This window comes from Candidatus Cloacimonadota bacterium, from assembly GCA_011372345.1.
GTDB lineage: Bacteria > Cloacimonadota > Cloacimonadia > Cloacimonadales > TCS61 > DRTC01.
Genome location: DRTC01000386.1, coordinates 1 through 7,610, shown reverse-complemented (window position 1 = coordinate 7,610; position 7,610 = coordinate 1). Strand labels below are relative to the sequence as shown.

Here is a 7,610-nt window from a genome sequence, read left to right as displayed (position 1 = left end):
GAAAACGATAGCTCAGGGAATAATGGCTCACAGATTTCACGGATTAAACGGATAAGAAAACGATAGCTCATGGAAAAATGGCTCACAGATTTCACGGATTAAACGGATAAGAAAACAATAGCTCATGGAAAAATGGCTCACGGATTTGCACCGAAAATCACGGATAAGAAAACGATAGCTCATGGAAAAATGACTCACGGATTTGCATGGAAAAGCACGGATAAGAAAATAAAGGGCTTATGGAAAAATGACTTACGGATATAATAACTTTTTATTTTATTTTTTCTTTTATCCGTGTTCATCCGTGTGATCCGTGAGCAAAAAAAGGATTTACGATGAAATATGCAGAATTATCCGAAAAAATAATCAAAGCTTTTTATACTGTTTACAACACACTCGGTTATGGATTTTTAGAAAAAGTTTATGAAAAAGCAATGTTGATCGAATTAAGAAAAATGGGTTTGAATTGTATGAGTCAAGTTCAAATAAAAGTATTTTATGCAGATCAAATAATTGGAGATTATGTAGCAGATATAATTGTTGAAAATAAAATATTAGTCGAACTCAAGGCGATAAAACATCTTTCCAAACAAGATGAAGCCCAACTTCTTAATTATCTGACTGCAACTAAATATGAAGTAGGATTATTATTCAATTTTGGAAAAGAACCGGAATTCAAAAGAAAAATATTTGATAATAAATACAAGAAATATAAGTTTTAATGGCTCACGGATTTGCACGGAAAAGCACGGATAAGAAAACGATAGCTCATGGAAAAATGGCTCACGGATTTGCAACGAAAATCACGGATAAGAAAACGATAGCTCATGGAAAAATGACTCACGGATTTACACGGAAAAGCACAGATAAGAAAGTAAATGGTTTATGGAAAAATAACTTAAGGATATGATAACTTTTATATTAATTTTTCTTTTATCCGTGTTCATCCGCGTAATCCGTGAGCAAAAAATCCGTGAATAACAAAAGGAGAATAGATGAAAAAATTAGTTTACGATGTTATCAATAAATTAGACCTACCGGAAGTAACTTTTGCTGATGTCCGTTTTACTTCCACAGATAATCAGCAGATCTATTTTGAAAACGGAGATTTAAAACATTTCGGTTCGGAACTCGATTCATCTGCACTAGGGATCAGAGTTCTGATTAATGGTTGCTGGGGTTTTGCAGGAACAACTGTTTTGAACAATCTATCAATCGAGAAAGCTATAAAAAAAGCAATAAGCAACGCCAAGATCGGAAGCCGGTTCAGGAAAGAAAAAGCTATCTATAAAAAAATACAGCCGATCAGAGACAGTTATTTATTCAAACCGGAAGAAGATCCGTTTTTTATGGATAACAAATACAAAATCGACTTTCATGAAAGGATTGCCAAAAAACTGGTTGGTAATGAGAAGATCGTCTTTTCAAATGTTTACACAGAATTCTACAGACAATTCAAGATATATGCTAATACTGAAGGAACTTTTGTTGATTCTCTCGTTTATGACACGATGCCAATGATGTATGTGCTTGCTTCTGATGGACAGGAAACAATGTGCAGAACTTATCCTGGGCAGATGAATGGCAGAAGAGGTGGATTCGAGATCGTCAGGAATGTAAAGATGGAAGAAAATACGGATAAGATCATCTCCGAAGCAATTCAATTATTGGATGCACCTCGTATCGAAGAGGAAAGAGCGGATATAATCATTGGTGGAAGTCATCTTGCTCTGCAGCTTCACGAATCTGCCGGACACGCAACCGAAGCGGACAGGATTTTCGGGAAAGAAATTTCTTATGCTGGAAAGACTTTTATCAAACCAAAAATGCTCGGGAACTTTAAATACGGTTCGGGAATCGTCAATATTTACAGTGACAGCAAAAATAAGGGCGGAATGGGATTTCATCTCGTTGATGATGAAGGAACTCCCGGAGCAACTGTCGATATCGTGAAAAACGGGATTCTAGTCGATCAACAGACTTCGCAGGAAACTGCTGCTTTGCTTGGAATTCAACCAAGTTCCAATATGATGGCTTCTTATGCTGATGATATTCCGCTCATCAGGATGACAAATTTCTGTCTTGCTCCCGGAAAAGGCTCTCTCGATGATCTGATCAAATCGACAGAACATGGCTATTTCATTGATTTTACGAAAACCTGGAGTATTGATGATAACCGCAACAATTTTCAGTTCACGACCGAAATCGGCTGGCGAATCGAGAACGGTGAATTGAAAAATATTGTGAAAGAACCGACTTATTACGGCATTACTCCGGAATTCTGGGGAGCATGCAACGGAATATGCGGTTCTGAAGAATGGGAATTTCACGGCACTTTCCATTGCGGAAAAGGTGAACCCGGACAAATAATGCATCTTTCACACGGAGTTGCTCCCACGCGATTCAAAAATGTCGTTTGTAATGTGAAAGCGTAACTCGACTTTGCAAGTCGAGAAAAGGTCAATGAATGTCTGAAAAAACTAAAAATAATTTTGTTTCCGGATTTTTCCTGATAATTCTCGGAATCTTGATTATCGGTCTAAAACAACGCGTTTTTCATAATATCAGTATTTTCCCGATTCTTATGGGAGGTTTCTTTTTAGCAGGCTATCTCAGTAATAAAAGTTATGGTTTGTTGATCCCCGGTTGTCTTTTATTAAGTATTGGTTTGACTGGAGGTCGAACTCACTTAATAGGATTCAGAGATTTTGGTTCATTCGGTTTGGGAATCGGTTTTGTAGCAATTTATGTAATTGATCTGATCTATAGAGGAAAAACTCATTGGTGGCCCCTGATTCCCGGAATTATCCTGATCCTGACCGGAACCAGAAAATTCACCCATTTTATCTCGATCGGCTGGCCCATACTCATAATCCTTTTTGGAATCTGGATAATAATCAGATCATTTCAAAGAAAAGATGAAGAAGATAATCCTGAATCTTAGAAAACCTGTCTTTCTTCTCTTTTTACTGATCGTCAGTGTTCTTATATCCTGCTCATCCAGAAGAGGAATAAAACTGCCGATGTATGAGAGAATTTTGGTGAATAAGCAGGAAATGGCAGTAGAAGATATCAAAGACCTTCGTAAAGCATTCAGGAAGATGGTGCCGACCGAAAATCAATTTTTTGATGATGCGGAAATAATACTTTACTGCTATAAAACACGAGCTGATAAAACTCCTGACTTTTATGCTATATTTTTAGAAGAAGGTTTTGTTTATGAAGGTGATTCTTTCGAAGCTTTAGCCGACTCTTTCAAGGACAGGAAAACAAAATGTTATGAGATCAATGAGGATGTGAGATTCATTCTTTCATTGTATAATTAAATAATTCATTTTCGAGTTTTTCGTGTTTTCGCGGTTAAGATGTTTCCACACAAAATCATTGACAGCAATTTGTTCCTGAAAAAGATGTCACGGCTGAATGTAAGTTTAATGAAAAATAGGAGATAGATGATGAAAAAGGGAATTCATCCAAAATACAATAAGGTAACTGTCAAATGTGCCTGCGGGAATGAATTTGAAACAAGATCGACCAGCAAAACCTTGAATGTCGAGATTTGTTCAAATTGTCATCCCTTTTATGCCGGAAAACAACGAGCGATTTCCAAAGCCGGTAGGATTGAAAAATTCAATAAAAAATATAATGTGAAAAAAGAAAGTTAGAGCAAAAATTTTTAAGCACCACAACTGTATGTAAAATGCGTTGTGGTGTTTTTTTTTAGCAGAGAAGCCAATTTAGTAAATCTGTCATTCCGAGATTTCTTTCAGTAGCATCTTAAGAGGATCTCCGGCTTTAGGTTTGATAATAAATCGATGCCGTAGATTCTTCGTGTGAGAAGCACGAAGAAGAACTCATAATGACATATCAATTATTCGTTTTGTTAGTTCTGTTTGTCAAAGCTTAACACAGTGAAGATTGATTCATTGATCATTAATAAGGAAAAATAAATGAATGAAAAGAAAAAAGAAATAATGGTTGGAGGTCAGGCAGTCATCGAAGGTGTGATGATGCGAGGACCGGAATATCTGGCAACAGCGATCAGAAGAAAAAATAAAAAAATTGAGTTAAAAAAACAGAAATTTATCAGTGTTACCAAAAACAATAAATTTTTAGGATTTCCGATAATTCGTGGTTTTATTTCCCTGATCGAGATGATGATCATCGGATTTAAATCCTTAACTTTTTCTGCGAAAAGAGCAGAACTGGATTGGGAAGAAGAAGAAAAGGAAAATGGGAAAAAAAAGAAAAAAGAAAAATCTGAATCCCGTAAAAAGATAGAAGAATTTTTCAGTTATGTCTTTGCTTTCGGACTGGCTTTCCTGCTTTTTGCTTTCCTGCCGTACCAGATCGCTGAATGGATGAAGCTTGCCAAAGAGAATATCTATTTTAATCTTTTTGCAGGTACGATCAGGATTATTTTTTTTGTTTTATATATCTGGTTGATCGGGATGATGAAAGATGTGAAAAGGATTTTCCAATATCACGGTGCGGAACATAAATCTGTTTATGCTTATGAAAATAACAGTAATTTAAAATCCAATGATGTGCAGAAATTTTCTACTTTACATCCGCGTTGTGGTACAAGTTTTATATTTTTCGTGCTGCTTATCGCTATTTTGATCTTTTCCATCGTCGATACTGTCGTTGCTAAATATTTCGGTGTTCCGTCTGTTCTGGTTAGGCTTGGTTATCATTTTTTGATGATGCCTTTCATTTCGGGAATTTCTTATGAAGTGCTGAAACTTTCCGGTAAAAATATCAATCACCCTTTGGTTAAGATCATGACTGCTCCCGGACTTGCTTTGCAGAGAATAACGACTCAACCACCTGATAACGAGCAAATAGAAGTGGCTGTAATTGCTATGAAATGTGCTCTGGAAATGGATATTTCAGAATATCAAAACCTGAAATTTATTGAGGATGAAAAATGATCCCGGAAGCAAAGATCAAGTCATTAAGAGAAGAATATAACAATCTGAAACTTGATATTTACGATACTTCCAAAATGGCTGATAGGAGATATTACAGTAAAATCTCAAAAAGATTTAAGGAACTGGAAGAAATCTTAAATTGTTATGATGAAAAATTAGAACTTGAATTTTCTATTTCTGAAAATGAAAAACTGCTGAATACTGAAAAGGACGAGGAATTAAAGACTTTATTTTTGGAAGAAAATCAGGAATTAATGCTCGAACTGGAAGAAAAGAATGAAAAGTTGAAAGAACTCCTTTCTCCAAAAGATCCGAATGATGAGAAAGATGTGATTGTCGAAATCAGAGCAGGAACAGGCGGGGAAGAGGCTGCTTTGTTCGTTGCTGATCTTTATCGAATGTATTCTTATTTTGCTGAAAAAAAAAAATGGAAGCAATCTGTAATTTCTTCCAATCCAACCGGAGTAGGAGGATTTAAAGAGGTTGTTTTTTCTCTTACCGGTGAGAATGTTTATGGAACAATGCGTTTTGAGAGCGGAGTTCATCGCGTTCAAAGAGTTCCTGAAACCGAATCTCAAGGTCGTATCCATACTTCTGCGATCAGTGTTGCTGTCCTTCCCGAAGCCGATGATGTCGATGTCGAGATCAATGAAAAAGAATTGAAGATCGATGTTTATCGCTCTTCCGGTCATGGCGGACAAAGTGTGAATACAACCGATTCTGCTGTCAGAATTACGCATCTTCCAACCGGAATGGTCGTGATCTGCCAGGATGAGAAATCCCAGCTGAAAAATAAAAATAAAGCAATGAAGGTTTTGCGTTCCCGTTTACTCGATCTGGAAATTGCCAAGCAGGAAGCAGAAATTGCTAATTCCAGAAGATCTCAAGTTGGTACAGGAGATAGAAGCGCTAAAATTCGAACCTATAATTTTCCTCAATCCAGAGTAACAGACCACAGAATTAATTTGACTTCTTATAAATTGAATAATATTTTGACAGGTGAATTGGATGAATTTATCGATGCTTTGAGGATTGCTTATAAGAATGAAAAGTTACAAAAATGAAAATCCCAGATAACAAAAAACAAATGACAAATAAATCTCAATGAAACAAAAGAAAAATTCAAAAAACAGAAATAAAAAAGATTGATCTAAATATTAAAATGAAGCTAAAAAAAGGATTAAATTTCTTCGATGTTTTCAGCATTGCCACAGGTGCAATGATAAGTTCCGGAATTTTTATCTTACCCGGACTTGCTTTTGCTCGCACCGGACCAGCAGTATTTATCTCATATTTTCTAGCCGGGATTTTGGCTTTAATCGGGATTTTCAGTATTGTCGAACTTTCTACAGCGATGCCCAAAGCAGGTGGTGATTACTATTTTATCAACAGGAGTTTAGGACCGTTTATCGGTACTATCTCGGGCTTTTTAAGCTGGTTTGCCTTATCACTGAAAAGTGCTTTCGCCATATTCGGTATATCGGAACTAATATTTATCGTCACCGGATTCCCAACCTTTATTTCTTCAATTCTTGTTTGCGTCTTTTTTGTTGTATTGAATTCTGTCGGAGTAAAAGAAGCAGCAAAATTCCAGGTTTCACTTGTTTCCGGTTTATTAATCCTGATGGTCTTATATATAATTTTCGGATTTTCCAAAATAAATACATCTCATTTTTCCCCTTTTGCTCCCAATGGTATTAATCCCATCTTTGTCACAGCAGGTTTTATTTTCATTTCTTTTGGCGGATTATTAAAAGTTGCCAGTGTTTCGGAAGAAGTTAAAAATCCCAAAAAGAATATTCCTTTCGGTATGATCTTTTCAGTAATTGCTGTAACTATTATCTATACTTTAATCCTTATTGTGACAGTTGGAGTTTTACCGACTACGATTTTTTCCGGTTCACTTACACCGATTGCGGATGCAGCCAAGAACATTATCGGAACTCCCGGATTTATCATCATCACGATTGCAGCTTTATTAGCTTTTATCACCACCGCAAATGCCGGAATAATGTCCGCATCTCGCTATCCGTTGGCTTTAAGCAGAGATAATCTTCTGCCGAATGCTATCAGCAAAGTCAACAAAAGATTTAAAACACCTGTTCTCTCGATCCTCATCACCGGATTATTTATTATTCTGGCTTTACTACTACCTTTGGAAATGTTAGTAAAAGCTGCTTCCGTTGTAATTTTAACTGCTTATGTTCTGACTAATCTAGCAGTAATTATCTTAAGAGAAAGCAAATTGAAGAATTACAGACCGAGTTTTAAAGCACCTTTATATCCCTGGATGCAAATTTTTGGAATTCTTATTTTTTCGTTTTTCATTATCGATCTTGGGCTCGAAGCGATCGAGATCAGCCTTGCTTTTCTGTTAATTAGTGTGAGTTTTTACATGTTTTACGGGAGAAAGAAATATGCTGGTGAATATGCGCTTTTGCATTTGCTGAAAAGAATAACCGATAACAGGTTAACAGATCATATTTTGGAAACAGAATTCAGGGATATTTTGTGTGACCGGGATAATATCAAACCTGATAAATTTGATAAACTGGTTAAAAATGCAAAAATATTAGATTTACATGGACCTCTTGGAATCGATCAGCTTTTTGAAATAATTTCGGAAAATGTTTCTCCTGAAATCGAGATAGATAAAGAAGAAATCTTTACTCTTTT

9 protein-coding genes are annotated in these 7,610 nt (G+C 36.0%); all 9 read left to right on the top strand.

Going from position 1 to position 7,610, the window contains the following annotated elements:
- Positions 1-335: 335 nt before the first annotated feature.
- Complete coding sequence (locus ENL20_07595; protein ID HHE38423.1) at positions 336-722, top strand: GxxExxY protein; 387 nt, start codon at positions 336-338, stop codon at positions 720-722.
- Entirely contained in the window at positions 722-910 is a 189-nt protein-coding gene (locus ENL20_07590; GenBank protein ID HHE38422.1) for a hypothetical protein, read from the top strand. The genes ENL20_07595 and ENL20_07590 overlap by 1 nt, the downstream gene beginning before the upstream one ends.
- An 85-nt stretch (positions 911-995) precedes the next feature.
- Positions 996-2,435, top strand: coding sequence for a TldD/PmbA family protein (locus ENL20_07585; GenBank protein HHE38421.1), 1,440 nt, complete (start codon positions 996-998; stop codon positions 2,433-2,435).
- Between the two features lie 32 nt (positions 2,436-2,467).
- A complete protein-coding gene (locus tag ENL20_07580) occupies positions 2,468-2,944 on the top strand; it encodes a hypothetical protein (GenBank protein HHE38420.1) in 477 nt (158 codons plus the stop codon).
- Positions 2,919-3,326, top strand: coding sequence for a hypothetical protein (locus ENL20_07575; protein ID HHE38419.1), 408 nt, complete (start codon positions 2,919-2,921; stop codon positions 3,324-3,326). Before ENL20_07580 ends, ENL20_07575 begins: the two co-directional genes overlap by 26 nt.
- Before the next feature lie 129 nt (positions 3,327-3,455).
- Positions 3,456-3,665 (top strand): 50S ribosomal protein L31, encoded by a 210-nt coding sequence (locus tag ENL20_07570; protein ID HHE38418.1) that lies wholly within the window; start codon positions 3,456-3,458, stop codon positions 3,663-3,665.
- 285 nt (positions 3,666-3,950) lie between these two features.
- Positions 3,951-4,934, top strand: coding sequence for a DUF1385 domain-containing protein (locus ENL20_07565; GenBank protein HHE38417.1), 984 nt, complete (start codon positions 3,951-3,953; stop codon positions 4,932-4,934).
- A complete protein-coding gene (locus ENL20_07560; protein ID HHE38416.1) occupies positions 4,931-5,998 on the top strand; it encodes a peptide chain release factor 1 in 1,068 nt (355 codons plus the stop codon). Before ENL20_07565 ends, ENL20_07560 begins: the two co-directional genes overlap by 4 nt.
- Before the next feature lie 98 nt (positions 5,999-6,096).
- Positions 6,097-7,610: amino acid permease (locus ENL20_07555; GenBank protein ID HHE38415.1), on the top strand; the 1,514-nt coding region annotated here is incomplete at its 3' end.